Annotated in this window: 20 protein-coding genes; 14 read left to right on the top strand and 6 right to left on the bottom strand. The window is 59.2% G+C overall.

What is annotated here, in order from left to right; all coding sequences use genetic code 11:
• The first annotated feature begins 76 nt into the window (after positions 1-76).
• Positions 77-1,723: a class I fumarate hydratase FumA gene (fumA, locus tag ACYF6X_RS20500; RefSeq protein ID WP_033635936.1), complete on the top strand. Its 1,647-nt coding sequence runs from the start codon at positions 77-79 to the stop codon at positions 1,721-1,723.
• A gap of 150 nt (positions 1,724-1,873) precedes the next feature.
• Positions 1,874-2,740 (top strand): helix-turn-helix domain-containing protein, encoded by an 867-nt coding sequence (locus ACYF6X_RS20495; protein ID WP_063988713.1) that lies wholly within the window; start codon positions 1,874-1,876, stop codon positions 2,738-2,740.
• Here the strand turns inward: ACYF6X_RS20495 and ACYF6X_RS20490 are convergent.
• Both ACYF6X_RS20490 and ACYF6X_RS20485 read right to left on the bottom strand, forming a co-directional pair.
• Positions 2,664-3,716: an XdhC family protein gene (locus ACYF6X_RS20490; RefSeq protein ID WP_063988714.1), complete on the bottom strand. Its 1,053-nt coding sequence runs from the start codon at positions 3,714-3,716 to the stop codon at positions 2,664-2,666. The two genes, ACYF6X_RS20495 and ACYF6X_RS20490, sit on opposite strands and share 77 nt — an antisense overlap.
• Before the next feature lie 8 nt (positions 3,717-3,724).
• Positions 3,725-4,309, bottom strand: a complete 585-nt coding sequence (locus ACYF6X_RS20485; protein WP_130017609.1) for a nucleotidyltransferase family protein — start codon at positions 4,307-4,309, stop codon at positions 3,725-3,727.
• Between the two features lie 208 nt (positions 4,310-4,517).
• Between ACYF6X_RS20485 and ACYF6X_RS20480 the strand changes: the two genes are divergently transcribed.
• From ACYF6X_RS20480 to ACYF6X_RS20470, 3 genes are read left to right on the top strand one after another with little or no spacing between them, the layout of a single operon-like run.
• Positions 4,518-7,307 carry a xanthine dehydrogenase family protein molybdopterin-binding subunit gene (locus ACYF6X_RS20480; RefSeq protein WP_130017608.1) on the top strand — a complete coding sequence of 930 codons (2,790 nt, stop codon included), beginning with the start codon at positions 4,518-4,520 and terminating at the stop codon, positions 7,305-7,307.
• On the top strand, positions 7,304-7,858 hold the full coding sequence (locus ACYF6X_RS20475; protein ID WP_130017607.1) for a (2Fe-2S)-binding protein: 555 nt from the start codon (positions 7,304-7,306) through the stop codon (positions 7,856-7,858). The genes ACYF6X_RS20480 and ACYF6X_RS20475 overlap by 4 nt, the downstream gene beginning before the upstream one ends.
• Positions 7,855-9,090, top strand: a complete 1,236-nt coding sequence (locus ACYF6X_RS20470) for a cytochrome c (protein WP_107227028.1) — start codon at positions 7,855-7,857, stop codon at positions 9,088-9,090. The genes ACYF6X_RS20475 and ACYF6X_RS20470 overlap by 4 nt, the downstream gene beginning before the upstream one ends.
• A gap of 63 nt (positions 9,091-9,153) precedes the next feature.
• Here ACYF6X_RS20470 and ACYF6X_RS20465 read toward each other — a convergent pair whose 3' ends face one another.
• The gene (locus ACYF6X_RS20465; RefSeq protein WP_048234660.1) at positions 9,154-10,530 is read right to left on the bottom strand and encodes an amino acid permease; all 1,377 of its coding nucleotides are present in this window, start codon (positions 10,528-10,530) and stop codon (positions 9,154-9,156) included.
• Between the two features lie 631 nt (positions 10,531-11,161).
• Here ACYF6X_RS20465 and pdhR point away from each other — a divergent pair.
• The 6 genes from pdhR (at position 11,162) to yacL (ending at position 21,921) form a co-directional block, all read left to right on the top strand.
• A complete protein-coding gene (pdhR, locus tag ACYF6X_RS20460; RefSeq protein WP_004937490.1) occupies positions 11,162-11,926 on the top strand; it encodes a pyruvate dehydrogenase complex transcriptional repressor PdhR in 765 nt (254 codons plus the stop codon).
• Between the two features lie 165 nt (positions 11,927-12,091).
• Positions 12,092-14,755 (top strand): pyruvate dehydrogenase (acetyl-transferring), homodimeric type, encoded by a 2,664-nt coding sequence (gene aceE, locus ACYF6X_RS20455; RefSeq protein ID WP_063988719.1) that lies wholly within the window; start codon positions 12,092-12,094, stop codon positions 14,753-14,755.
• 13 nt (positions 14,756-14,768) lie between these two features.
• A complete protein-coding gene (gene aceF / locus ACYF6X_RS20450) occupies positions 14,769-16,649 on the top strand; it encodes a pyruvate dehydrogenase complex dihydrolipoyllysine-residue acetyltransferase (RefSeq protein WP_063988720.1) in 1,881 nt (626 codons plus the stop codon).
• A gap of 233 nt (positions 16,650-16,882) precedes the next feature.
• Positions 16,883-18,307 carry a dihydrolipoyl dehydrogenase gene (gene lpdA, locus ACYF6X_RS20445; RefSeq protein ID WP_004937500.1) on the top strand — a complete coding sequence of 475 codons (1,425 nt, stop codon included), beginning with the start codon at positions 16,883-16,885 and terminating at the stop codon, positions 18,305-18,307.
• Between the two features lie 514 nt (positions 18,308-18,821).
• Positions 18,822-21,419, top strand: coding sequence for a bifunctional aconitate hydratase 2/2-methylisocitrate dehydratase (acnB, locus tag ACYF6X_RS20440; RefSeq protein ID WP_130017606.1), 2,598 nt, complete (start codon positions 18,822-18,824; stop codon positions 21,417-21,419).
• Between the two features lie 139 nt (positions 21,420-21,558).
• The gene (gene yacL, locus ACYF6X_RS20435; RefSeq protein ID WP_004937507.1) at positions 21,559-21,921 is read left to right on the top strand and encodes a protein YacL; all 363 of its coding nucleotides are present in this window, start codon (positions 21,559-21,561) and stop codon (positions 21,919-21,921) included.
• 32 nt (positions 21,922-21,953) lie between these two features.
• On the opposite strand, the gene speD is transcribed toward yacL, so the two are convergent.
• The 3 genes from speD to ACYF6X_RS20420 form a co-directional block, all read right to left on the bottom strand.
• Positions 21,954-22,748 (bottom strand): adenosylmethionine decarboxylase, encoded by a 795-nt coding sequence (gene speD, locus ACYF6X_RS20430; RefSeq protein WP_063988722.1) that lies wholly within the window; start codon positions 22,746-22,748, stop codon positions 21,954-21,956.
• A 27-nt stretch (positions 22,749-22,775) separates the two neighbouring features.
• Positions 22,776-23,639, bottom strand: coding sequence for a polyamine aminopropyltransferase (speE, locus tag ACYF6X_RS20425; protein WP_130017605.1), 864 nt, complete (start codon positions 23,637-23,639; stop codon positions 22,776-22,778).
• Positions 23,640-23,764: 125 nt separating this feature from the next.
• Complete coding sequence (locus tag ACYF6X_RS20420; RefSeq protein WP_063988763.1) at positions 23,765-24,112, bottom strand: YacC family pilotin-like protein; 348 nt, start codon at positions 24,110-24,112, stop codon at positions 23,765-23,767.
• Between the two features lie 218 nt (positions 24,113-24,330).
• Here ACYF6X_RS20420 and cueO point away from each other — a divergent pair, with 218 nt between their 5' ends.
• The 3 genes from cueO to ACYF6X_RS20405 all read left to right on the top strand — a co-directional run bounded on the left by cueO (position 24,331) and on the right by ACYF6X_RS20405 (position 26,599).
• Positions 24,331-26,022, top strand: coding sequence for a multicopper oxidase CueO (gene cueO, locus ACYF6X_RS20415; protein ID WP_130017604.1), 1,692 nt, complete (start codon positions 24,331-24,333; stop codon positions 26,020-26,022).
• A 104-nt stretch (positions 26,023-26,126) separates the two neighbouring features.
• A complete protein-coding gene (gene relB, locus ACYF6X_RS20410; RefSeq protein ID WP_049200097.1) occupies positions 26,127-26,318 on the top strand; it encodes a type II toxin-antitoxin system RelB family antitoxin in 192 nt (63 codons plus the stop codon).
• A gap of 185 nt (positions 26,319-26,503) precedes the next feature.
• Positions 26,504-26,599: a hypothetical protein gene (locus tag ACYF6X_RS20405; protein ID WP_373562141.1), complete on the top strand. Its 96-nt coding sequence runs from the start codon at positions 26,504-26,506 to the stop codon at positions 26,597-26,599.
• Positions 26,600-26,603 lie beyond the last annotated feature (4 nt).

The following is a 26,603-nucleotide window of genomic DNA, read 5'->3' as shown; positions in this document are numbered from 1 at the left end:
CAGTTTTTTGACAAGGCGCCGAGCCGTGCGCCGCAAGTGTGAATTTAACGCAGCTGATGTTGCAAGTGAGAGATCAATGTCGAATAAACCGTTCCACTATCAAGATCCGTTCCCGCTGAAGAAAGACGATACCGAATACTACCTGCTGAGCCGCGACCACGTTTCCGTGAGCGAATTTGAAGGCCAGGAAATTCTGAAAGTTGCCCCTGAAGCGTTAACCCTGCTTGCCCAGCATGCGTTCCACGACGCCTCGTTCATGCTGCGCCCGGCGCACCAGCAGCAGGTGGCCGATATCCTCGACGATCCGGATGCCAGCGAAAACGACAAGTACGTTGCGCTGCAATTTTTGCGTAACTCAGAAATCGCCGCCAAGGGTATTTTACCGACCTGCCAGGACACCGGCACGGCGATCATCGTCGGCAAAAAGGGCCAGCGCGTCTGGACCGGCGGCGGCGATGAAGCGGCGTTGTCGCGCGGGGTGTACAACACCTACATCGAAGAGAACCTGCGCTATTCGCAGAACGCCGCGCTGGATATGTATAAAGAGGTCAATACCGGCAGCAACCTGCCGGCGCAGATCGATCTCTACAGCGTGGACGGCGAAGAGTACAAGTTCCTGTGCATCGCCAAGGGCGGCGGTTCCGCCAACAAAACCTATCTGTATCAGGAAACCAAGGCGCTGCTGTCGCCGGGCAAACTGAAAAACTACCTGGTCGACAAGATGCGCACGTTAGGCACCGCGGCTTGCCCGCCGTACCACGTGGCGTTCGTCATCGGCGGCACCTCGGCGGAAGCGACGCTGAAAACCGTCAAGCTGGCCTCGACCAAGTATTACGATGGCCTGCCAACCGAGGGCAACGAGCATGGCCAGGCGTTCCGCGATCTGGAACTCGAAGCGGAACTGCTGCAAGAAGCGCAGAATCTGGGTCTGGGCGCGCAGTTCGGCGGCAAATACTTCGCGCACGATATCCGCGTGGTGCGTCTGCCGCGCCACGGCGCGTCCTGCCCGGTCGGCATGGGCGTTTCCTGCTCGGCGGACCGCAACATCAAAGGCAAGATCAACCGCGATGGCATCTGGCTGGAAAAACTGGAGCACAATCCGGGTAAATTCATTCCTCAGGAGCTGCGTCAGGCCGGGGAAGGTGAAGCGATCAAAGTCGATCTCAACCGCCCGATGGCCGAGATCCTCAAACAGCTGTCGCAGTACCCGGTTTCCACCCGTCTGTCGCTGAGCGGCACCATCATCGTCGGCCGCGATATCGCGCACGCCAAGCTGAAAGAGCGTCTGGATCGTGGTGAAGGGCTGCCGCAGTACGTCAAGGATCACCCGATCTACTACGCCGGCCCGGCCAAAACGCCGGAGGGCTACGCGTCCGGTTCGCTGGGGCCAACCACCGCCGGGCGTATGGACTCTTACGTCGATCTGCTGCAGTCCCACGGCGGCAGCATGATCATGCTGGCGAAAGGCAACCGCAGCCAGCAGGTGACGGATGCCTGTCACAAACACGGCGGTTTCTATCTCGGCAGCATCGGCGGCCCGGCGGCAGTGCTGGCGCAGCAGAGCATCAAGAGCCTGGAGTGCGTGGAGTATCCTGAGCTGGGCATGGAAGCGATCTGGAAAATCGAAGTGGAGGATTTCCCGGCGTTTATCCTGGTGGATGACAAAGGCAATGACTTCTTCCAGAAGATCCAGGCCGGCCAGTGCTCCAGCTGCCTGAAATAAGCGCTGCCCCCTTCGCCGCCTGCGGGCGGTGAAGGGGAGTGTGTAAAGTCCTGTAGCTTGCTGGACGTCGAGTTTTAACCTGTATACCCTACGCGGATAGCACTAAAATTCGACTAATGGAATATCGGCAACAGAAGGTTCGGCAAGCACATGGGTACGCAGGAAAGTCATATCAAGGAATTGCTGGTCTGGATTGAAGATAACCTGACCAATCCGCTGTCGTTGGATATCGTTTCCGCCAAGTCAGGCTATACGAAATGGTACCTGCAGCGCATGTTCAAGAAGCAGACCGGATTATCGTTAGCCTCGTACATCCGCGCTCGCCGTCTCTACCTGGCCGCCTTCGCCTTGCGTTTCACGCAGAAGAGCATCCTCGATATCTCGGTCGAATACCAATTCGATAACCAGCAGACGTTCTCGCGCTGTTTCAAAAAACACTTCGCCGAATCGCCCAGCGTGTATCGCCATGCCCGCAAGCAGGACTTCAGCAATCTGGTGCGTTCGCTGGCGGCCAGCCAGCCCGGCGATATTCAGGTTGAACGCGTCAGCATCGCCCGCGGGCAATACGCCTTTCACGGCAAACAGTACGCTTATCACCTGGATATCGAGAAGCTGGACAAGTCGCACCTGCCGCAGCGCAGCGCGCTGCGGGGGCAGTTCTACACCTTGTTGGGCGAGCGCCCGACGCAAACCTATTCGTTTACCCAACTGGTACCGGACGGCGAGCGGGTCAGGGTCGATTATACCCTGGGCGTGACGACGGAATACCCGCTGCGCGAAGGCGTGGTGCTGGAGGCGCTGCCGGAGATCCACGGCGAGTTTTGCCTTTTTCGCTATTCCGGCAAGCCGGTGGCGCTCAACGACCACATCATTCAAATCTACACGCAGGTGTTGCCCGAAATGGGGCTGGCCCGCGGTGACGGGCCGGACATGACGGTGTTCAGCTATTCGCTGAGCGGGAAAGAGGAGCTGTATTTGGAGCTTCAACATCTGGTGCCGGTGGTGCCGCTGCATTGATCCCGTCGGCGGCCGGCAGGCGGTTTTTTTGCTGCACGATCGCCGCCATCACCGCCAGGGCGATCTCCGCCGGGGTTTTGCTGCCCAGCGGCAGGCCGATCGGCGCATGGATGCGTTCCAGCTCCTGCGGCGTGAATTCGGCAATCTGCTGCAAACGCTGGCGCCGCCGCGCGCTGTTTCTGAGCGATCCCATGGCGCCGATGTAAAACGCCGGGGTGTGGATCGCTTCCATCAGCGTCAGGTCGTCCATGCGCGGATCGTGGGTCAGCGCCACGACGGCGGTATTGGCGTGGCATCCCCCTTCCTCAATAAATTTGGCCGGAAACTGACGCAGCAGCGTCACGCCCGGTTTCAACTCGGCGGCAAAGTTATCCAGTACTTCCGGACGGCTCTCGCACACCAGCACCTCAAACCCCAGCGCCACGGCGAAATCGGCGCAGTACAGCGCCACGCTGGACAGCCCGGCGATCAGCAGGCGCGGCGCGGCCGCGATGTGCAGGGTGATCTGCTCGAGCCGGCGTTCGACCTGCGTAGCACTGGTGAAGTGGCTCTGCTCGAGGCAGTGGCAGGCGTTGGGCAGCGTCAGGCGTTTGATCAACGCGTGATGCCCTTCCAGCGCGCCGGCGATGCGTTGCAGGTAAGCGATGCTGTCTTCACCCGCCGGCAGGTATTCGATCAGCACGTCCAGCACGCCGCCGCAGGGCAGCGCCACGTTGGGCGTCATGCCGCCTTCGCCGTAACGGATCACCTGGCTGGCCGCCTGGTACTCCCCGGCGGCCACGCGGCGCAAAAAATCCTCCTCCACGCAGCCGCCCGACAGCGAGCCGCTGTAGCGGCCGTCGCGGGTTGCGGCCATCAACGCGCCCGGCGACCGCGGCGAAGAGCCGTAGGTACTGAGCACGGTGCATAACCAGACCGGCTGTTGCTGCAGCCAGCTTATCGCCTGGCTGACCACGGTGACATCAAGATGTTGCATAGGTGAATTTACTCGCTGGCCGGGAGTTGCGATGGAAGATCAATATCCTGCACGACGCCGGGGTGCTCAAGCGGCAGCAGGTGCACTGCCGCGCCTTGCAGCAGTTCACGTGCGCCATTATCGCCGCGCAGTTGGCAAAGGGGTTTGCGCAATAGGGCGGAAAAGCCGACCGGGTGGCCGGGCTGTTGCGCATAGCAGGGGCGCACGATCGCGTGCTGCCGTAAGGCATCCGCCACCTGCCGGAAAACCTCGGCGCCGACGAACGGCATATCGGCCAGGTGGATCAGCCAGCCCTGCCAGTGCGGTGTGGCCGCAACGCCCGCGGCGATCGAGTCGCCGAGGCCCGAACTGGCGAGCAGGGTGACCGGCACCTGATTGGCGGCGCACGCTGCCAGCACCGGCAGATTATCCGGCCGGGTCACCACCTGTACCGGCAGGCCGGAGGCCAATGCCTGGCGCAGGGTGTGTTCGAACAGCGATCGCCGCTCACCCGCCGCGTCGGCAAATCCGGTGTTCAATTTGTTGCCCTGGCCGCCGGCCTGAATAAAGCGCTCCCCGCGTCCGGCGGCGGTAATGACAATGCCCGTGGTCATGGTTGAAGTCCGCGTTTGCGCAAATTATTTATTAGCCTACAAACTACCTGTGTTTTGCAAATGTTTTTTTGTTGAAAACAGCCTGTTAATCATCACATAATTTTAGTTATAAGCATATGCTTATGACGTCTACGGCAAGGTCGTCAGCGTTTGCGCAACAACACCGCGAACAAAAACCAATTACAAGAAAGACGTGAAGGACTTATTTATGAGCAATTTCAACCCGTCGCGGCGCCGCTTTATCAAAAGCGCCGTGATTGCGGGGGTGTCTGTGTATCTCGCGCCCCTGTACAGCCGCGCCTACGCCGCGCTGTTCGAGCAAAAAATCCTCCAGTCACCCAACTGGGATCCGCAGACCAAACGCGTCCGTTTCCGCATCGACGGCCGCGCCAAGGTCATGGGGCAAAAAGTGTTCGCGCGCGATATCCGCGCGGTGGACATGCCGCACTGGCCGCAGAAACAGGCGCACGCCTTCATTCTGCGCGTCACCAAAGCCGACCGGCTGTTCGAAGGGATCGATCTGTCGCTGTTGGGGGATGACCTGCAGCCGGATCGCCTGGTGACGGCGGAAGATCTGGCGCGCGACGGCCTGGCCTTCCCGGCGTTCTACGGTGACGACATGCTGCTGCCGAGTGGCAAAACCCCGGCCTACCTCGGCCAGGCGGTGGCGATCCTGATCTATCACGACTTCGCCCGTTTCCGCTTCGCCAAGGACAAGTTGAAATTCCGCGAAGAAACCATCAAATACGGCGCGGTCACCGGCCCGCTGGAGCGCGATCCCTGGGGCAGCTTCCGCTATGTGCGGGTAGGGGGCGATCAACCGTTCGACGACGATCGCTTCTCCAGCCTGAAGGACACGCCAATCTTCCCGGTATCGATGAAAAAACACCTGCCGGTGTGGCCGGAAGGGCGCGAGGGCGGCAAGCTGGATCAGGAAGGCATGCGCTATGCGGGCCTGATCGCCGACGAGATGGCCAATCCGCCGGCCGATTGGCTGGTGATGTCGCGCCGCTACACCACGCAGTCGATCGACACCTCGGCGCTGGAGCCCGACAACGCCAACGGCTGGTTCGATGCCGAGACGCAAACGCTGCATCTGGTGGTGCCGACCCAGTCGCCGCAGGAAGTGGCCGACGAGATGCCGCGCATGCTGGCCAAGCGCAACCCGCCGGTGAAACAGCTGATCCTGCACCCGTGCTACACCGTGGGCTACGGTTCGAAAGATCACTACAACTTCCCGTATTATGGCGCGGTGGCGGCGATGTACGGCGACGGCCACCCGGTGCGCCTGGCCAATGACCGCTTCGAGCAGTTCCAGACGGCGCTGAAGCGCCATGCGTTCGATATGAATTACCGCATCGCGGTGAATCGCCAGACCGGCGTTATGCAGTCGTTCCTCGGCGACATGACGGCGGACGGCGGCGGCCGCAGCAACTTTACCCCTTCGGTGGTGATGGTCGGCGCGACCGCCGCCCAGTCGATTTACTACTTCCCGAAAAGCGATCTGTCGTCGGTCGGGCTGGCCTCGCGCGCCATCGATGCCGGCTCGGCGCGCGGTTACGGCACGCTGCAGAGCATGGCCGCCACCGAGATGATGGTGGACGAGCTGGCCGCCGAACTGAAGATCGACCCGATCGAATTCCGTCTGCGCAACGTGCTGAAATCCGGCATGAAAAACACCCAGGGAGCGATCCCGGCCGGTGCGATCCGCGCCGATGAAGTGCTGGAGAAGGCGGCGAAGCATGAGATGTGGCTCAAGCGCGCCGAACGCAAGGCCGAGTTTGAGAGCCGCCATCCCGGCAAGCGCTATGGCGTTGGCTTCGGCTGCGTGCAAAAAGACTTCGGCACCGGGGCGGAAACCTCATTCGCCCGGGTGGAGCTGAGCGAAGACGGCCGCATCACGCTGCATCACAGCGGCGCGGAGATGGGCACCGGCATGTCGACCTCGCAGTCGGTGCTGTGCGCGCAGTGGCTGGGCAAACCGGCCGACGAAGCGCATTTCTCGGTCACCGACTGGTCGGTGCTGCCGATGGTCACCAGCGGCGATCCCTACCTGATGTCGCAAGAAGAGCAGGACAAGCTGCAAACCAACCCTAACTGGACGCCGAGCTACTGTTCGCCGTCCAGCGCCAGCAACTCGGCCTATTACTTCTCGCACAGCACCCGCGAAGCGGCGCGCCTGATCTTCGATCACGGCCTGTGGCCGGCGGCGATGGCGTTGTGGCAGGCCGGCATCGGCGGCGGCCAGGCGGCGCCGCTGGTGGTGCGGCGTGAAGATGCGCGTTGGGTCGAAGGCGGCCTGACGGCGGCGGGCATGTCGGTGCTGAGCCTCGAACTGCTGGCCAAGACGGCTTATCAGATGGGCGGCGTCACCGGCGCGGCGGTACACGTCTTCAACCGCTGGCAATGGGCGGAGGCTGATTTCACGATGAACGGCAAAAGCGAACGCCTGCCGATCGACGGCATGGCGCTGCGCAACGCCGGCGGCGAATTCAAACCGCTGGCGCGTGGGCAGGTCTACTACCCGCCAACCCAGCGCAACAATGCGGCGGTGACCTACTACAGCGCCGTCGGCACGCTGGCGGAAGTGGCGGTGGATATCGCCACCGGCCAGGTGGAATTGCTGAATCACCATTCGATCATGGAGTGCGGCAACCTGATCGTGCCGGAACTGGTTTCCGGCCAGCTGCAGGGCGGGCTGGCGATGGGTATCGGCCATGCGCTGCACGAATATTTACCGCTGTACGAAGACGGCCCGGGCAACGGCACCTGGAACTTCAACCGTTACCATCTGCCGCGCGCCAGCGACGTGGCGGTGTGGAAGCAGAGCGGCGACATCCTGCCGGCGCTGTCGGAAACCGATCCGCCGAAAGGCATGGCGGAGGTGGTGATGATCCCGATCGTGGCCGCGCTGGTCAACGCCATCGCCGATGCCACCGGCCACCGTTTCCGTGATTTGCCCGTTCGTGCAGAAAATATTCGTGAGGTATTACAATGAGCATTAAAACCCAGCCGATTTCCCTGACCATCAACGAGAAACCGTACGGCCCGATCGAGGTGCCGGAAGGCTTGATGATGATCGATTTCCTGCACGAGTATCTCGATCTTACCGGTTCGCGCCTCGGCTGCGGGCAGGGCATTTGCCACGCCTGCGTGGCGATCGTCGATCACCCGAGCGGCACCAGCGAAGAGGTGCGCACCTGCATCACCGGCGCGCATTTCTTCAACGGCAAGAAAGTGCGTACCGTCGAAGGCCACGCCAAGGTGGACGAGCAGGGCGAGGTGGTTGAACTGTCGCCGATCCAGCAGGCGTTTCTGGAACACTACAGCTTCCAGTGCGGCTACTGCACGCCGGGCTTCGTCAACGCCGCCACCATTTTCGTGGAAAAGCTCAAGCGTGAGCCTATCGCTCGCGAGCAGCTGGAAAGCGCCATCGAGCAGGCGCTGGACAGCCACATCTGCCGCTGCACCGGCTACGTGCGCTACTACGAAGCGGTGCGCGACGTGGTGCTGAAAACGCCGGGCCTGCTGAAGGAGACGGCGCAATGAAAAAACGTCTCGCAGTGTTGATTTTGCTGGTGGCGATCGTGGTGATTGCGCTGCTGTGGTGGCGGGAAAACCGCCGTTACGACGGCCCGGTGCAGCAGGTGACCGCCGACGCCGAACAGATCGTCCGCGGCCGCTATCTGGCGCAGGCCGCCGACTGCGCCGCCTGTCATACCGCCAGCGGCGGGGCGCCGTTGGCCGGCGGCTATCCGCTGGAAACGCCGTTCGGTACGATTTACGGCAGCAATCTGACGCCGTCGGCCGACCACGGTATCGGGCGCTGGACCAAGGACGACTTCTTCCTGGCGCTGACGCAGGGCGTGGCACCGGGCGGGCGGCATCTGTACCCGGCGATGCCTTACACCTCGTACAAGGGCATGTCGCGTCAGGACGCCGACGACATCTACGCTTACCTGATGACGCGCCCGGCGGTGGACGTCGCCATTCCGGCTAACGAGATGCCGTTCCCGTTCAACCAGCGCATGGCGCTGATCGGCTGGAACCTGCTGTTCCGCAGCCAGGATCCGCTGCCGGCCAGTTCGCAGGGCAGTTCGCCGCAATGGCAGCGCGGCCGCTATCTGGCCGACGTGCTGGGGCACTGTGGCGAATGCCACACGCCGCGCGGCGCGCTGGGGCAGATGGATCTCGCCAAGCCGATGCAGGGCGGCGATCTCGGCCGCTTCATGGCGCCGGACATTACGCCGCACGGTCTGGCGCAGCGCGGTTGGACGCCGCAGGACGTCAGCCGCTTCCTCAGCACCGGCCTCGCGCCGCAGGGTTCCGCCTTCAGCGAGATGCACATGGTGGTGGATCTCAGCACCCGTCATTTGACGCCAGAAGATCATCAGGCGCTGGCGCTGTATCTGATGGGCGAGCAGCCGCCGGCGGCGGTGCCGGTGAAAATGGGCCAGGGCAGCGATGCCGGGCGCATGGCCTATCTGGATCAGTGCGCTGGCTGTCACGCGCGTGAAGGCGAGGGCAAACCGCACGTGGCACCGGCGATGCGCGATAATGCCACGCTGCGCCAGGCGGACGGCAAGAACCTGATCGTGTCGGTGCTGGATGGCCTGCCGGCCCAGCAGTTCCCGAACGATGAAAGCATGCAGAGCATGCCGGGCTTCGGCGAGCGGCTGAGCGATGCCGAAGTAGCGGAGCTGGTGAATTACCTGCGCGTGACTTGGGGCGGCTTGCCGGCGGATATCACCGCCGAGCAGGTGAAAGCGCTGCGCAAGTAAGCGGCGTTCAGGCGAAAAAAATGGCCCGCATCTGCGGGCCATTTTATTGCGCGGTCACGGGGGTCAACGACTGGTGACGCCATCGACGCGTTGGCTACGCTGTTTGATAGCGTAACCGACGGCCAGGATCGCCACCCACACCGGGATCAGCAGCACCGAGATTTGAATGCCCGGCGTCAGGTACATGATCACCAGGATGCCGGCCATGAACAGCAGGCACAGGTAGTTGCTGAACGGGTACCAGAAGGCTTTGAACTTCGGCACCACGCCTTCGCGGTTTTTGGCGGCGCGGAACTTCAGATGCGCCAGGCTGATCATCGCCCAGTTGATCACCAGCGCCGATACCACCAATGCCATCAGCAATTCGAAGGCCCGCCCCGGGATCAGGTAGTTAATCAGCACGCACAGCGCGGTGGCGAGGGCGGAGATACCGATGGCCACCACCGGCACGCCGCGGCCGTCGACCTTCAGCAGGCTTTTCGGGCCGTTGCCCTGCTGCGCCAGGCCGTACAGCATACGGCTGTTGCAGTAGACGCAGCTGTTGTACACCGACAGCGCGGCGGTGAGCACCACGATGTTCAGCACGGTCGCCACCAGGTTGCTGTTCAACGCGTGGAAGATCAGCACGAACGGGCTGCCGCCTTCGACCACTTTGCCCCACGGGTACAGCGACAGCAGAATGGCCAGTGAACCGATATAGAAGATCAGGATGCGGTAGATCACCTGATTGGTGGCTTTCGGAATGCTTTTTTGCGGGTTGTCGGCTTCGGCGGCGGTGATGCCGACCAGCTCGAGGCCGCCGAAGGAGAACATGATCACCGCCATCGCCATTACCAGGCCCATGACGCCATTGGGGAAGAACCCGCCCTGCGCCCACAGGTTGGTGACGGTGGCCTCCGGGCCGCCCATGCCGCTGAACAGCAGGTAGGCGCCGAACACGATCATGCCGATAATCGCCACCACTTTGATGATGGCGAACCAGAACTCCATCTCGCCGTAAACTTTAACGTTGGCCAGGTTGATGGCGTTGATCGCCAGGAAGAACACCGCGGCGGAGACCCAGGTGGGGATCTCCGGCCACCAATACTGCACATAGATGCCGACCGCGGTCAGCTCCGCCATCGCCACCAGGACATACAGCACCCAGTAGTTCCAGCCGGAAGCGAAGCCGGCAAAATTGCCCCAGTATTTGTAGGCAAAGTGGCTGAAGGAACCGGCGACCGGCTCTTCCACCACCATTTCACCCAGCTGGCGCATGATCAGAAACGCGATGAAGCCACCGATGGCGTAGCCGAGAATAACCGATGGGCCGGCCATTTTTATTGTTTGAGCGATACCGAGAAATAACCCGGTGCCGATTGCGCCACCTAAGGCGATGAGCTGAATATGGCGGTTTTTCAGGCCGCGTTTCAGCTGGTCACCATGCTGTTGACCATCCATCAATCTAACCCTCTGTCGTTGTGAATGCCCACATGCCCGTAAAGCAGTGGTTACGATGTGTGTTTTGTTTTATTTACGGCGTTATAGCTATTAATTCCACGGCGCCGCTACCGTTTGGCAGAGAATAATGTTATGCGCGTCGGTTTGCACCTGCTTTGTCGTGTGAGTGATTAAGATTGCAGCAGTTTAGGAAACAAAATGCGGGTTGTGTGACGGCAGGGGGGATTCAGTGCATGAAATAAGCAACAAATCACATAATGCGCAAAAATAACGTAGATCTGAACGGCGGCGTGCGTTCAAATAATGAACGAACTCCCGTTGCGCTGCTCGCCAAATAGTCATTCATCAAAGCGTCATAACCATGCAATAAAACTCGGGCAAAAAGTTTGCACTCTGCCTTGCGTAAGGTTTGGTAAAAGTTAAATCCCCAACCCGGCGCGTAAATGGTAATACCATCACGGCGTTACCGGTTTGCAGCGGGGTTTTCAGCGGGGTGTTAAAATGTGCGGGTAACCTGATTTCGATCAAGGCCCGTATGGACAGGAGGTGAATACTTTGTTACTTTACCGTCACGTTTTTGAAATTGGTATTACCAATTGACTCCGCGCCATTCGCAGAGAAGAATTCACTCATGGCCTACAGCAAAATCCGCCAACCCAAGTTGTCAGATGTTATCGAGCAACAGCTCGAATACCTGATCCTCGAGGGGACACTCCGCCCAGGCGAAAAACTGCCTCCGGAGCGCGAGCTGGCGAAACAATTTGATGTCTCCCGTCCTTCTCTGAGAGAGGCCATTCAGCGCCTGGAAGCGAAAGGGCTGCTCCTGCGCCGTCAGGGCGGCGGCACCTTCGTGCAAACTAATCTGTGGCAGAGCTTCAGCGATCCGCTGGCCGAGCTGCTGGCCGACCATCCCGAATCACAGTTCGATCTGTTGGAAACCCGTCACGCGCTGGAAGGCATTGCCGCCTATTACGCGGCGCTGCGCGGCACCGATGAAGATCTGGCGCGCATCCGCGACTGCCATATCGTGATTCAACAGGCTCAAGACAGCGGCGATCTCGACGCCGAAGCCGATGCGGTCATGCAGTATCAAATCGCCGTGACCGAAGCTGCCCACAACGTTGTGTTACTTCACCTGCTACGCTGCATGGGGCCGATGCTGGAACAGAACGTGCGTCAGAACTTTGAATTGCTCTACTCGCGCCGTGAGATGTTGGCAAAAGTGAGCAGCCACCGCGCCGGGATTTTTGAGGCGATTGTGGCACGCGAGCCGGAAAAGGCCCGTGAAGCCTCGCATCGCCACTTGGCGTTTATCGAGGAAATCTTGCTGGATCTCAGCCGGGAGCATACTCGGCGCGAGAGATCGCTACGGCGTCTCCAGCAACGCAAGGATTAAGAGCTGTCCTCTTCAGGGTACACCAGCCTGCGGGGGTTAAGTTCGAGGTACTTAGTTAAGTACTTAAGCGGCAACTAAACTGATGGGCCTGTCTTCGTGTGTTTTTGCACAGAACACAGGAAGACAGGCTCCAAACAAACCATTAGACAGATAAGGAATACCACCATGTCAGAACGTTTAAACAATGACGTGGATCCGATCGAAACCCGCGACTGGCTGCAGGCGATCGAATCGGTCATCCGTGAAGAGGGTGTTGAGCGAGCTCAGTTTCTGATTGATCAGGTATTGGGAGAAGCCCGCAAAGGCGGCGTTAACGTTGCGGCCGGTGCTGCAGCGCACAACTACGTCAACACCATCGCGGTAGAAGACGAACCGGCCTACCCAGGCAACCTGGATCTGGAACGCCGCATTCGCTCTGCGATCCGTTGGAACGCGGTCATGACCGTTCTGCGCGCATCCAAAAAAGACCTGGAGCTGGGCGGCCACATGGCTTCCTTCCAGTCTTCCGCGACCTTCTATGAAGTCTGCTTTAACCACTTCTTCCGCGCACGCAACGAGAAAGACGGCGGCGACCTGGTGTACTTCCAGGGCCACATCTCTCCGGGCGTTTACGCGCGTGCCTTCCTTGAAGGCCGCCTGACCGAAGAACAAATGAACAACTTCCGTCAGGAAGTGCACGGCAACGGCCTGTCCTCTTACCCGCATCCTAAACTGATGCCGGAATTCTGGCAGTTCCCGACCGTATCCATGGGCCTGGGCCCAATCAGCGCCATCTATCAGGCGAAGTTCTTGAAATATCTGGAACACCGTGGCCTGAAAGACACCTCTGAGCAGACCGTTTACGCCTTCCTGGGCGACGGCGAGATGGATGAGCCGGAATCCAAAGGCGCCATCACCATCGCGACCCGCGAGAAGCTGGACAACCTGGTGTTCGTCATCAACTGCAACCTGCAGCGCCTGGACGGCCCGGTCACCGGCAACGGCAAGATCATCAACGAACTGGAAGGCATCTTCTCCGGCGCAGGCTGGCAGGTGCTGAAAGTGATCTGGGGCGGCCGTTGGGACGAACTGCTGCGTAAAGACACCAGCGGTAAACTGGTTCAGCTGATGAACGAGACCCTGGACGGCGACTACCAGACCTTCAAATCCAAAGACGGCGCTTACGTGCGCGAGCACTTCTTCGGCCGTTACCCGGAAACCGCGGCACTGGTCAAAGACATGACCGACGACGAAATCTGGGCGCTGAACCGTGGTGGTCACGATCCGAAGAAAATCTTCGCTGCACTGAAAAAAGCGCAGGACACCAAAGGCAAACCGACCGTTATCCTGGCCCACACCATCAAAGGTTACGGCATGGGTGAAACCGCGGAAGGTAAAAACATCGCTCACCAGGTGAAGAAAATGAACATGGAAGGGGTTCACCACTTCCGCGATCGTTTCAACGTGCCGGTTGCCGATGCTGACATCGAAAAACTGCCGTACATCACCTTCGAGAAAGAGTCCGAAGAGTACAAATACCTGCACGAACGTCGCCAGGCGCTGAAAGGCTACGTGCCGACGCGTCTGCCGGAGTTCACCCAGAAGCTGGAAATGCCGGCGCTGGAAGATTTCAGCTCGCTGCTGGAAGAGCAGAACAAAGAGATCTCCACCACTATCGCCTTCGTGCGTGCCCTGAACGTGATGCTGAAGAACAAGTCGATCAAAGATCGCCTGGTGCCAATCATCGCCGACGAAGCGCGTACTTTCGGTATGGAAGGTCTGTTCCGTCAGATCGGTATCTACAGCCCGAACGGCCAGCAGTACACCCCGCAGGACCGTGAGCAGGTGGCTTACTACAAAGAAGACGAGAAAGGCCAAATCCTGCAGGAAGGCATCAACGAACTGGGCGCAGCCTCTTCCTGGCTGGCCGCAGCGACTTCCTACAGCACCAACGATCTGCCGATGATTCCGTTCTACATCTACTACTCGATGTTCGGTTTCCAACGTATCGGCGACCTGTGCTGGGCAGCGGGCGACCAACAGGCGCGCGGCTTCCTGATCGGCGGGACCTCGGGCCGTACTACCCTGAACGGCGAAGGTCTGCAGCACGAAGATGGCCACAGCCACATTCAGTCTCTGACCATCCCTAACTGCATCTCTTACGATCCGGCTTACGCGTACGAAGTGGCGGTGATCATGCACGACGGTCTGGTGCGCATGTATGGCGACAACCCGGAAAACGTGTACTACTACCTGACCACGCTGAACGAAAACTACCACATGCCTGCGATGCCGCAGGGTGCGGAAGAGGGTATCCGCAAGGGTATCTACAAGCTGGAAACGCTGGAAGGCAGCAAAGGCAAGGTACAGCTGCTGGGCTCCGGTGCCATCCTGCGCCACGTGCGCGAAGCTGCGCAGATCCTGGCGAAGGACTACGGCGTGGGTTCCGACACCTACAGCGTGACCTCGTTCACCGAACTGGCGCGCGACGGCCAGGATTGCGAGCGCTGGAACATGCTGCACCCAACCGAAACGCCACGCGTGCCTTACATCGCTCAGGTGATGAGCGACGCGCCGGCGGTAGCGTCTACCGACTACATGAAACTGTTCGCCGAACAGGTTCGTACTTATGTGCCGGCCAGCGATTATCGCGTACTGGGCACCGACGGCTTCGGTCGTTCGGACAGCCGCGAAAACCTGCGTCACCACTTCGAAGTCGATGCATCCTACGTGGTGGTTGCTGCTCTGGGTGAACTGGCTAAACGCGGTGAGATCGAAGCTTCTGTGGTTGCCGATGCAATCAAGAAATTCGACATCAACCCGGAAAAAGTTAACCCGCGTCTGGCCTAAGAGGTACTGAATAATGTCTATCGAAATCAACGTACCGGACATCGGTGCAGATGAAGTCGAAATCACCGAGATTCTGGTGAAGGTCGGCGATAAAGTTGAAGCGGAACAATCGCTGATCACCGTGGAAGGCGACAAGGCCTCCATGGAAGTGCCCTCCCCGCAGGCGGGTGTGGTGAAAGAGATCAAAGTGGCGGTCGGCGATAAAACCGAGACCGGCAAACTGATCATGATCTTCGAAGCGGCAGGCGCAGCGGAAGCTGCACCGGCGGCGAAAGCGGAAGAAAAACCGGCGGCAGCAGCGGCCCCGGCCGCCGCTGCGGCTAAAGACGTTGCCGTGCCGGACATCGGCGCTGACGAAGTCGAAGTGACCGAGATCCTGGTGAAAGTGGGCGACAAGGTGGAAGCCGAGCAGTCCCTGATCACCGTAGAAGGCGACAAGGCTTCCATGGAAGTTCCTGCGCCGTTCGCGGGCACCGTGAAAGAGATCAAGATCGCGACCGGCGACAAAGTGAAAACCGGTTCCCTGATCATGGTGTTCGAAGTGGCCGGCGCCGCTTCCGCTGCGGCCCCGGCTGCGGCGCAAGCACCTGCCGCCGCTGCAGCGCCTGCGGCCTCTGCGGCCAAAGACGTCGCCGTGCCAGATATCGGCGGCGACGAAGTCGAAGTGACCGAAGTGATGGTTAAGGTGGGCGACAAGGTTGCCGCCGAGCAGTCTCTGATCACCGTGGAAGGCGACAAGGCCTCCATGGAAGTGCCTGCACCGTTCGCGGGTACCGTGAAAGAGATCAAGATCGCGACCGGCGACAAAGTGAAAACCGGCTCCCTGATCATGGTGTTCGAAGTGGAAGGCGCTGCGCCTGCCGCTGCCGCCGCTCCAGCCGCTAAAGCGGAAGCTGCGCCGGCACCGGCCGCCGCTAAAGCCGCCGCACCGGCTGCGAAAGCTGACGACAAAGGCGAGTTCGCCGAGAACGCGGCATACGTGCACGCGACCCCGGTCATTCGTCGTCTGGCGCGTGAATTCGGCGTTAACCTGGCGAAAGTGAAAGGCACCGGTCGTAAAGGCCGCATCCTGCGCGAAGACGTTCAGGCTTACGTGAAAGACGCGGTGAAACGCGCTGAAGCGGCTCCGGCTGCTGCCGGCGGCGGTCTGCCAGGCATGCTGCCATGGCCGAAAGTGGACTTCAGCAAGTTCGGCGAGATCGAAGAAGTCGAAATGGGCCGCATCCAGAAGATCTCTGGCGCGAACCTGAGCCGCAACTGGGTGATGATCCCGCACGTGACTCACTTCGACAAAACCGACATCACCGATCTGGAAGCGTTCCGCAAACAGCAGAACGAAGAAGCGGCCAAGCGCAAGCTGGACGTGAAGTTCACGCCTGTCGTGTTCATCATGAAAGCCGTTGCTGCCGCTCTGGAGCAGATGCCGCGCTTCAACAGCTCGCTGTCCGAAGACGGTCAGAAGCTGACGCTGAAGAAATACATCAACATCGGCGTGGCGGTTGATACCCCGAACGGCCTGGTGGTTCCGGTGTTCAAGGACGTGAACAAGAAGAGCATCACCGAGCTGTCTCGCGAACTGATGGCCATCTCTAAGAAAGCGCGCGACGGCAAGCTGACCGCGGGCGAGATGCAGGGCGGTTGCTTCACCATCTCCAGCCTGGGCGGCATCGGGACGACTCACTTCGCGCCGATCGTCAACGCGCCGGAAGTGGCTATCCTGGGCGTCTCCAAGTCTGCGATGGAGCCGGTCTGGAACGGTAAAGAGTTCATGCCGCGCCTGATGATGCCGATGTCGCTGTCCTTCGACCACCGCGTTATCGACGGTGCCGATGGTGCGCGCTTCATCACCATCATCAACAACATGTTGTCCGACATTCGCCGTCTGGTGATGTAATGCAAAAGGGGCGCAGCATTCTGCGCCCCTGACGATTCTGTAGCAGTTTTGTCGGATTTTGCACAACTCGACAAAATTGTTGAGACACGGGTCACTCGAACACGCTTTGCAGATTATTAACAATTCTGTAAACTGCTCGCGGTGTAAGCGTCCCGGTGGATGAAGGGCGTTATGAGATCGATTAGCAATAAAAATGACGTCTGACCCGCCGGACAATCAATTAAGAGGTCATGATGAGTACTGAAATTAAAACTCAGGTCGTGGTACTTGGGGCGGGCCCGGCAGGTTACTCTGCAGCCTTTCGTTGCGCTGACTTAGGTCTTGAAACCGTTCTGGTTGAACGATATTCCACTCTGGGCGGGGTTTGCCTGAACGTGGGATGTATCCCTTCCAAAGCACTGCTGCACGTTGCCAAAGTGATCGAAGAAGCCAAAGCGCTGGCCGAACACGGCATCGTTTTCGGCGAGCCGAAAACCGACATCGACAAAGTGCGCGTCTGGAAAGAAAAAGTCATCACTCAGCTGACCGGCGGTCTGGCTGGCATGGCGAAAGGCCGTAAAGTGAAAGTGGTCAACGGCCTGGGCAAGTTCACCGGCGCTAACACCCTGGTTGTGGAAGGCGAAAACGGCCCAACCACCATCAACTTCGACAACGCCATCATCGCTGCAGGTTCTCGTCCGATCCAACTGCCATTCATTCCTCATGAAGATCCACGCGTGTGGGATTCCACCGATGCGCTGGAACTGAAAACCGTCCCAGAGCGTCTGCTGGTTATGGGCGGCGGCATCATCGGCCTGGAAATGGGCACCGTATACCATGCGCTGGGTTCACAGATCGACGTCGTTGAGATGTTCGATCAGGTTATCCCGGCGGCAGATAAAGACGTGGTGAAAGTCTTCACCAAGCGTATCAGCAAGCAGTTCAACCTGATGCTGGAAACCAAAGTGACCGCGGTAGAAGCCAAAGAAGACGGCATCTACGTCACGATGGAAGGTAAAAAAGCGCCGGCAGAGCCACAGCGTTACGACGCGGTGCTGGTGGCGATCGGCCGCGTACCGAACGGCAAACTGCTGGATGCCGGCAAAGCCGGTGTTGAAGTTGACGAGCGTGGCTTCATCAATGTCGACAAACAGCTGCGCACCAACGTGCCGCACATCTTCGCTATCGGCGACATCGTCGGTCAGCCGATGCTGGCGCACAAAGGCGTGCACGAAGGCCACGTTGCCGCAGAAGTTATCGCCGGCATGAAGCACTACTTCGATCCGAAAGTGATCCCATCCATCGCTTACACCGAGCCGGAAGTGGCATGGGTGGGTCTGACCGAGAAAGAAGCGAAAGAGAAAGGCATCAGTTACGAAACCTCCACCTTCCCGTGGGCGGCTTCCGGCCGTGCGATCGCTTCCGACTGTGCAGACGGCATGACCAAACTGATCTTCGACAAAGAAACTCACCGCATCATCGGTGGCGCGATTGTCGGCACCAACGGCGGCGAGCTGCTGGGTGAAATCGGTCTGGCTATCGAGATGGGCTGCGACGCGGAAGACATCGCGCTGACCATCCACGCTCACCCGACCCTGCACGAATCCGTGGGCCTGGCGGCGGAAATCTACGAAGGCAGCATCACCGACCTGCCTAACCCGAAAGCCAAGAAGAAGTAATTCTGCTGGTTGACCGGTTAACAAGCGGCTCCTGACAAGGGGCCGTTTTTTTTTGCTCAAATCCAGAAAGCGGTATTTTTGTGGCCGCTGCGCCAAATTCCGATCCCTCTGCTTATATCCATTCCAACTATATGGATATAATGCCCTGCTAGTTCGGCAGCCGATTACGCTGCGCTCAACGATTCAGCAAAGATTTAATGTTGCTTTTATGTGAACGAATTAACAACCGTTTCAAATCCTGATATGCTGGCTGAGCGGAACCGGGCACTGTACCTTACAGTCCAGGACATCGACAGCAGTGCCCCGTCAGGATAGATGGCATCAATATCGCCGTGCGCTCTACCCATCAGTCTTTCATGCTGTAACGCTGTTTGACCGTGCTTGTTTGCCCCAATCACCGTTTCGGGGCCTTTACGGGCCGATCGCCTAGCCACAGAGTGAAACCCCAAGGGTATAAACCCGGTTTGCATATACGCCAGGCACAATAAATGACAATGAGAGCGAGGAGAACGTCGTGCTAGAAGAATACCGTAAGCACGTAGCCGAGCGTGCCGCTGAGGGCATCGCCCCTAAGCCGCTAGACGCCACCCAAATGGCCGCGCTGGTCGAACTACTGAAGAATCCGCCAAAAGGCGAAGAAGAATTCCTGTTAGACCTGCTGATTAACCGTGTTCCACCGGGCGTCGACGAAGCCGCCTATGTCAAAGCAGGTTTCCTGGCGGCCATCGCCAAAGGCGAAGCGACATCCCCCCTGGTTTCCCCCGAGAAAGCCATTGAACTGTTAGGCACCATGCAGGGCGGTTATAACATTCACCCGCTGATCGACGCCCTGGACAGTGAAACGCTGGCGCCCATCGCCGCCAAAGCGCTGTCCCACACGCTGCTGATGTTCGACAACTTCTACGACGTGGAAGAGAAGGCCAAGGCCGGTAACCCGCACGCCAAGCAGATCATGCAGTCCTGGGCCGATGCCGAATGGTATCTGTCGCGCCCTGAGCTGGCGGAAAAGATCACCGTCACCGTGTTCAAAGTCACCGGCGAAACCAACACCGATGACCTTTCTCCGGCGCCGGACGCCTGGTCGCGTCCGGACATCCCGCTGCACGCGCTGGCGATGCTGAAAAACGAACGTGAAGGCATCGTGCCGGATCAGCCAGGCAGCGTCGGCCCGATCAAACAGATCGAGCTGTTGAACAAGAAAGGCTTCCCGCTGGCCTACGTCGGCGACGTGGTCGGCACCGGTTCTTCCCGTAAATCTGCCACCAACTCCGTGCTGTGGTTTATGGGCGACGACATCCCGCACGTGCCGAACAAGCGCGGCGGCGGCGTGGTGCTGGGCGGCAAGATTGCGCCTATCTTCTTCAACACCATGGAAGATGCCGGCGCCTTGCCGATCGAAGTGGACGTGTCCGAGCTGAACATGGGCGACGTGATCGACGTTTACCCGTACAAAGGTGAAGTGCGCAACCACGAAACCGGCGCGCTGATCGCCAACTTCGAGCTGAAAACCGACGTGCTTCTGGATGAAGTGCGCGCCGGCGGCCGTATCCCGCTGATCATCGGCCGCGGCCTGACCACCAAGGCGCGCGAAGCGCTGGGTCTGCCGCACAGCGAGGTGTTCCGTATCGCCAAGCCGGTTGCCGCCAGCAGCAAAGGCTTCTCGCTGGCGCAGAAAATGGTCGGCCGCGCCTGCGGCGTCGCCGGCATTCGCCCTGGCGAGTACTGCGAACCGAAGATGACCTCCGTCGGTTCTCAGGACACTACCGGCCCGATGACCCGCGATGAGCTGAAAGACCTGGCCTGCCTCGGCTTCTCCGCCGATCTGGTCATGCAGTCGTTCTGCCACACCGCCGCGTACCCGAAACCGGTCGACGTGACCACGCACCACACGCTGCCTGACTTCATCATGAACCGTGGCGGCGTCTCGCTGCGTCCGGGCGACGGCGTGATCCACTCCTGGCTGAACCGCATGCTGCTGCCTGACACCGTCGGCACCGGCGGCGATTCCCATACCCGCTTCCCAATCGGCATTTCCTTCCCGGCCGGTTCCGGCCTGGTGGCGTTTGCCGCCGCGACCGGCGTGATGCCGCTGGATATGCCTGAGTCGGTGCTGGTGCGCTTCAAAGGCAAAATGCAGCCGGGCATCACCCTGCGCGATCTGGTGCACGCCATCCCTTACTACGCGATCCAGCAAAGGCTGCTGACCGTCGAGAAGAAGGGCAAGAAAAACATTTTCTCCGGCCGCATTCTGGAGATCGAAGGTCTGCCGGACCTGAAGGTCGAGCAGGCGTTTGAGCTGACCGATGCGTCCGCCGAACGTTCCGCCGCCGGTTGTACCATCAAGCTGGACAAGGCGCCGATCGAAGAGTACTTGAACTCCAACATCGTGCTGCTGAAGTGGATGATCTCCGAAGGTTACGGCGATCGCCGTACGCTGGAGCGCCGTATCCAGGGCATGGAAAAATGGCTGGCGGATCCGCAGCTGCTGGAAGGCGATGCGGATGCGGAATACGCGGCGGTGATCGACATCGATCTGAACGAGATCAAAGAGCCTATCCTGTGCGCGCCGAACGATCCTGACGATGCGCGCCTGCTGTCCGACGTGGCCAACAGCAAAATCGATGAAGTGTTCATCGGTTCTTGCATGACCAACATCGGCCACTTCCGCGCGGCCGGCAAGCTGCTGGATCAGCACAAGGGCCAACTGCCGACCCGTCTGTGGGTGGCGCCGCCAACCAAGATGGACGCGGCTCAGCTGACCGAAGAAGGCTACTACAGCGTCTTCGGCAAGAGCGGCGCGCGTATCGAGATCCCGGGCTGCTCGCTGTGCATGGGCAACCAGGCGCGCGTGGCGGACGGTGCGACGGTGGTCTCCACCTCGACCCGTAACTTCCCGAACCGTCTGGGCACCGGTGCCAACGTTTATCTGGCGTCTGCCGAACTGGCTGCGGTTGCGTCCCTGTTGGGCCGCCTGCCGACGCCGGACGAGTACCAGACCTATATGGCGCAGGTCGACAAGACGGCGGCGGATACCTACCGCTACCTGAACTTTGACCAGTTGGGGCAGTACACCGAAAAAGCTGACGGCGTGATCTTCCAGACCGCCGTGTAAGCCGCTATATTGCGCAACTGTTTAACGGGAGGCCTTGGCCTCCCGTTTTATTTTGCTCAGTTGCCAACTTTGCGAGCGCTCACTGAGTTAGCAATCAATTTATGTTTACACTAAGAAAAAGGGCTCAGGAGGGCATGCTATGGATTACGAATTTCTGCGTGACGTCACCGGTCAGGTGATCGTCAGATTTTCGATGGGGCATGAAGCGATTGGCCACTGGATCAACGAAGAAGTCAAAGGCGATTTCAACCTGCTGGACCGCATCGAAGCCGGTGCGGCCGAGGTCAAAGGCAGCGAACGTCAATGGCAGCTGGAAGGCCATGAATATACGCTGTTGATGGATGGTGAAGAAGTGATGATCCGCGCCAATCAGCTGGAGTTCGAGGGCGATGAAATGGAAGAGGGGATGAACTACTACGACGAAGAAAGCCTCTCATTCTGCGGCGTTGAGGATTTCCTGTTGGTGTTGAAGGCCTATCGTTCTTTCATGCTGAAGTACTGAGCATCAGGGCGCGGCGTACCGCGCCCTTTCCATCACAGAGGCGGGATATTGCGGCCGTAATAGATTTCCTGCATCTCTTTCCATAGCAGATCGGTGATCTGTTTGCGTTCGGCGGCGCTCAGCGCTTCCGGCTCCGCGTTGAACAGGTAGTGCTTCAGATCGAAATCCTTCAGCAACATCTTGGTATGGAAGATATTTTCCTGGTAAACGTTCACGTCCATCATGTGGTACAGCGCCTTGATGTCTTCCGACATAAAGTTCTGGATCGAATTGATCTCATGATCGATGTAATGTTTCACGCCGTTCACGTCGCGGGTAAAACCGCGCACGCGATAGTCCATGGTGACGATGTCGGATTCCAACTGGTGAATTAAGTAGTTCAGCGCCTTGAGGGGTGAAATGACGCCGCAGGTCGAGACCTCGATATCGGCGCGGAAGGTACACAGTCCGCCTTCAGGATGGCTTTCCGGGTAGGTGTGTACGCAGATGTGGCTCTTGTCCAGGTGCGCGACGACCGTGTTCGGCAGCGGGCCGGGGTGTTCCGACGTATCGACGTCTTTCGGATCGATCGGCTCTTCGCTGACCAGGATGGTGACGCTGGCGCCCTGCGGCTCGTAATCCTGACGCGCGATGTTCAGAATATTGGCGCCGATGATTGAGCAGGTCTCGCTCAGGATCTCGGTCAGCCGGTTGGCGTTATATTGTTCGTCTATGTAGGCGATATAGCCGTCGCGATCGTCCGCGGTCTTGGCGTAACAAATATCGTAAATACAAAAACTCAGGCTCTTGGTCAGGTTGTTGAAGCCGTGCAGTTTTAGCTTATGCAATTTGGGCCACCTCCTTTATCTTCTCGCTTAACGTGTTACGTTCAGGGCATTGAGCAAATATTGCGGCAGGGCAAAGCTGCCGACGTGAATTGCCGGGTTGTAATAACGGCAGTGTAGGCCGCTTTGGTTAAAGCGCTGTTGCAGGGTAGGCAGATCGCGCTGGCGCAGCGCCGGGTTCTGGCTCGCCCAGGCAAAGGTCATGATGCCGCCGTAATAGGTCGGGATCGCCGCCTGATAGAAGCTGACGTCGCTAAAATAGCCGCTCAGTTTGGCGTGGCTATTGACCGCTTCGTCCTGCTGCAGGAAACAGACGCCGTTTTGCGCGACGAAAATACCGCCCTCATTCAGGCAGCGGGCGCAGCCTTCATAAAACGCCGAGGTGAACAGGCTTTCGCCGGGGCCGATCGGATCGGTGCAGTCGGAGATGATCACATCGAAGGTTTCGTCGGTTTGGTTCACGAAGTTGACGCCATCGTCGATCACCAGCTTGAAGCGCGGATCGTCATAGGCGCCGGCGCTGTGGTTGGGCAGGTATTGGCGGCAGAACTCGACGACACCAGCGTCGATTTCGACCATGGTGATCTGCTCCACGCCAGGGTGCCGGCTGACTTCGCGCAGCATGCCGCCGTCGCCGCCGCCGATAATCAGCACTTTCTTCGCCGCGCCGTGCGCCAGCAGCGGCACGTGGGTCAGCATTTCGTGATAGATAAACTCGTCACGCTCGGTGGTTTGCACCACGCCGTCGAGCGCCATCACGCGCCCCAACACCGGGTTCTCGAAGATCACCAGATCCTGATGATCGGTCTTCTCGCGGTACAGCACCTTCTCTACCGAGAAGTACTGGCCGAAGCCCGTATGCAGCGTTTCGTACCAAATTTCTTTCTGGGTCATGTGCGGGAAACTCCGTAATAACAGCCATGAAAAATCGGCGCAACATCATAGCTAACTCTGTCTGGCGATGCACGGTTGAATTTCAGACAGAGAGAGCGAAAGGCGGGTGGGGGAGAGGGGCGGAATTAGTTGGCGTAGGCCAGCAGGCTCAAAGAGTCGCGCGCCAGCGATTTGCACTTCTTAGGCGTTGGAATGGCGATACCGCTGAGATCGCGATAGCTGTCTTCGCCCAGCGCCTTCATGTTAAAGCTGTTGTAGTTGCTCAAATCCCAGCGGTTTTGTTGCGCGAAATAGACGATGGCGCGTTTGATTTGCGCATTTGGCAAATCGTTGTAGCCGCAATCATTTTTCAAATAAATAAATACCGCCGTCAGGTCGGCCAGATCTTCCGCCTCGGATTCATTCAGCGCCAGACTGGCGTTGGAGAAGCCCAGCGTCGCCAGCAACAGCATCGATAACGTTGTTTTTTTCATCATGAAATAGGCCTGTTTGTCGTCTGCTGACGTTACCACACTTGCCTGTAAAGGCACCAAATTTTATTGCCGCTGGGCGCGGCCTCGCGTTCGTCAATGGCGCTCTCTTGATTGTGATGCATAGCTTAAAATACCGCCAGGAAAGGCTTGACCTTCCGCCAGGGGGAAGGTTTAGGCTGGCGGCATTGAGTTATATCACTGAGAAAAGGGAGTCAGCGATGTTACGCCGTGATTTTATTAAATTAACCGCTGCGCTGGGTGCGGCGAGCGCATTGCCATTATGGAGCCGGGCCGCCTGGGCGGCCGATCGGCCGGCACTGCCGGTACCGCCGCTGTTGACGCCGGACGCGCAGGGAAAGATTGCGCTGGCGCTGCAGGCGGGGGAAACCCGCTGGTTGCCCGGCGCGGCCACCAAAACCTGGGGATTTAACGGCGCGCTGCTCGGGCCGGCGGTGAAGCTGCAGCGCGGCCGGCCGGTGACGGTCGATATCAAAAACAGCCTGGCGGAGGCCAGCACCGTCCACTGGCACGGCCTGGAAATTCCCGGCGACGTCGATGGCGGCCCACAGGCATTGATTCATCCCGGCGCGACGCGCACGGTGAATTTTACCGTCGATCAACCGGCGGCCACCTGCTGGTTTCACCCGCATACCCACGGTAAAACCGGCAGCCAGGTCATGATGGGGCTGGCGGGGCTGGTACTGCTGGAAGACGAAGAGAGTGCCAAACTGCCGCTGCCGAAAACCTGGGGGCAGGATGATATTCCGGTGATCCTGCAGGATAAGCGGCTGGGCAAAGACGCGCAGATCGAATACCGCCTGGACGTGATGAGTGCGGCGGTGGGCTGGTTTGGCGATCGCATGTTCACCAACGGCGCGCAGTATCCGCAACATCTGGCGCCGCGCGGTTGGTTGCGTCTGCGTTTCCTCAACGGCTGCAACGCCCGCTCGCTGAATCTGGCGGCCAGTGACAACCGCCCGCTGTATGTCATCGCCAGCGACGGCGGTTTTCTGGCGGAGCCGGTGAAACTGACCGAGCTGCCGATGCTGATGGGGGAACGCTTTGAAGTGCTGGTCGATGCCTCCGACGGGAAAGCGTTCGATATCGTGACGCTGCCGGTGAAGCAGATGGGCATGACGCTGGTGCCGTTCGATCAAGCGCTGCCGGTGTTGCGCATTCAGCCGTCGCTGGCGCAGGGCATCAAAACCATGCCGGACAGCCTGGTGAAGCTGCCGACGTTGCCTGCCACCACCGGTATCCAGGAGCGTTGGCTGCAGCTGATGATGGATCCGCAGCTGGATATGCTCGGCATGCAGGCGCTGATGGACCGCTATGGTCACCAGGCGATGGCCGGCATGAGCATGAATCATGGCGCGACGGGGGGCGCAGATATGAAAGGCATGGAGAAGGGCGGCATGCAGAGCATGGACCATGGCAACATGAAGGGCATGGATCATGGCAACATGAAGGGCATGGATCATGGCAACATGAAGGGCATGGAACATGGCAATATGGCCGGGATGGATCACGGTAACGCGCAGGGCAAAGCCAAACCGTTCGATTTCAGCCACGGCAACATGATCAACGGCAAGGCCTTCGATATGACCAAGCCGATGTTCGCCGCCAAACGGGGCCAGTATGAAAAGTGGACCATTTCCGGCGAGGGCGACATGATGTTGCACCCGTTCCACATTCACGGCACCCAGTTCCGCATCTTGTCGGAAAACGGCAAGCCGCCGGCGGCGCATCGCAGCGGCTGGAAGGACACGGTGCGCGTCGAAGGGTGGCGCAGCGAAGTGCTGGTGCGCTTTGACCATCCGGCCAGCAGCGAACATGCGTACATGGCCCACTGCCACCTGTTGGAACATGAAGATACCGGCATGATGATGGGCTTCACCGTCGCCGATTGATCGCGGCCCGGTGCTCAGGCGGTGGCGCGCTCGCGTCGCCACCGCTTGGTTCAATGAAAGAAGCCGTTATACTGATTAAAATATCAGCTGTTGAGGAGTGCGTCATGCCGACAAAATTGGATCCCATCGTTTCTGAGTTTGAGACTCAAGAGCAGGCTGATAGCTACGATCGTTGGTTCAGAAGCACCGTGGAATCTTCCATCAATAGCGACTCCCCCCGTATTCCCCATGACGAAGTCATGGCCGGCGCTCGTCACATTATCGAGCAGGCGAAAGCCAAAAGAAAATCGGCCTGACCCTTATGTTAACCGTCAAATGGACTGACGAAGCAAAAACGGGTTTATATACGCTGCTGGCTTTTATCGCTGAGCGAAATCCACTTGCCGCGGAGGCTTTGTTGCAACGCATTGAATAGTCGGTTATCCCGTTAGCGGAACATCCTTATCTATTCAGGCCAGGCAGGGTGAACGGGACTCGAGAAATGGTTGTTCATCCTAATTACATTGTGGTTTACCGCGTGCTGGCTGCACATATTGAAATAGTGAGTGTCCTGCACGCTCGTCAGGAATACCCTTAATAAA

The sequence above is a fragment of the Serratia sp. ID 25-353 genome (assembly GCF_054792795.1).
The sequence above is the reverse complement of the archived record's forward strand: the minus strand, read 5'-3'. Positions and strand labels throughout refer to the sequence as shown.